The following is a 1,487-nucleotide window of genomic DNA, read 5'->3' as shown; positions in this document are numbered from 1 at the left end:
AAGTCGTGTGATATTAAGATCTGCGCCCACCGGGCGTTCCGCGGGGGCGGGCACCACGCGGGTACCGCACCATCGCGGAGCTTGTGCGTGCTCTCGTTCCACTCCCGGGTGGGTGAGGCCGAGGCGATGGCGGCCGGGGTGCCGGCGGTCGCCGCCGCCCTGGCCAAGGACGACCCGGAGCTGTACCCGCCCGTGGAACGGGTGTGGGCGGACTGGCTCTACGGTGACGGCCGCGCGTTCCGCATGTCGGGCGTTTCCGCGATCGGACATCGCCCGCACCGGGTTCGTACGCCGCTGATGCCGAGGACGCACCGGGGTTGGGGCGCCGCGGAGGAAGAGGGTCGGGGCGGGGTGTCCTGTTTCTCCTCCCCCGCGGCGGGTCAAGCTCGGACGGTGCTGTCCGGTGCTCCGGCACGGTTCACCAGGCCGGGCTCCCAGCCGGCGCTGCCTGGTGTGCCGGCCGACGGGATCAGACGGTGCAGGTGTCAAGCATCTCGGACAGGGCGTTGACCTCAGCGGGGTTGGCGGTGAGCTGGTAGGTGGCCTTCACACTGATCCAGGCACGGCTGTAGGTGCACCAGTACGACTGCAGCGACGGCTTCCAGTTCCCCGGATCCTTGTCGCCCTTCTTCCGGTTGCTGCTGTATGACACCGCGACCAGCTGTGAGTGCGTCAGGTCGTTGGCGAAGGCGCGCCGCTCGGGCGTCGTCCACTCCGAGGCCCCCGACCGCCAGGCTTCCTTGAAGGGGACGATGTGGTCGATGTCGATGCGGGAGGCGGAGTCGATGGTGAGGCCGTCGTACTCGGAGTACCAGGCGCCGGACACGGCCCGGCACTGGTCGTCCTGCACCACGTCCTGGCCGTCGCGCTGGAGCACGACCTCGCGAATGTCGCAGGTTCCGTACTGGGTGACCCAGTGCGGGAACTTCGCCCGGGAGTAGCCGGGGACGTCGTCCTCGTCGGCCACCACCAGGTCAGCGAGCAGCTCACGGGCCTTGAAGGCGTCGGAGGTTCGGGGAGTTCACGAAGGGACGGGGCCTTGCCGGCGGAAGCGTGGGGGCCGGCGGCCGGGGTGGCGGGGGCGGCGGTCAGCGCGAGCCCGGCAAGAGCCGAGAGGGGTGAGGAGCGCGGTACGGCGCAGATGACGAGTCACGCCGATCATGCTCCGGCCCAGGCCGACGAAGAATCGTTGCTGCCCGGCGGGTGTCACCCGCGTGGGTGGGAAGTCGTACCGGGAGCCGCAGCCGGGCTCGTGACAGTGCATACGAGGTCGTCCCCTGGCCAGCAGCCAGGCACGGGATCCTCACCGCATCCGGGTCACGGTGAGGTTGCCGTGCCGGCCGGACCCGGCCAGCACCTCCACGACCAGGTCCGACTCCACCCGTGTGTACGGCTCGCCCTCCGCCCGCCGCTCCCCCACCACCGCCGCGCCGCTCAAGGCCTCACCGACACGAGCAGCGAGGACAGGCTCCAGGCGCGCGGACAGC

At 70.7% G+C, this 1,487-nt stretch carries 1 protein-coding gene and 1 pseudogene; both read right to left on the bottom strand.

Going from position 1 to position 1,487, the window contains the following annotated elements:
• Positions 1-469: 469 nt before the first annotated feature.
• Complete coding sequence (locus ACWCQ6_RS37260; protein ID WP_451096937.1) at positions 470-970, bottom strand: GmrSD restriction endonuclease domain-containing protein; 501 nt, start codon at positions 968-970, stop codon at positions 470-472.
• A gap of 333 nt (positions 971-1,303) precedes the next feature.
• Positions 1,304-1,487: pseudogene (locus tag ACWCQ6_RS37255) on the bottom strand (ATP-dependent DNA ligase); the annotation flags it as partial.

Source organism: Streptomyces sp. NPDC001880 (assembly GCF_053594575.1).
This window is presented reverse-complemented; position numbering and strand designations above follow the sequence as displayed.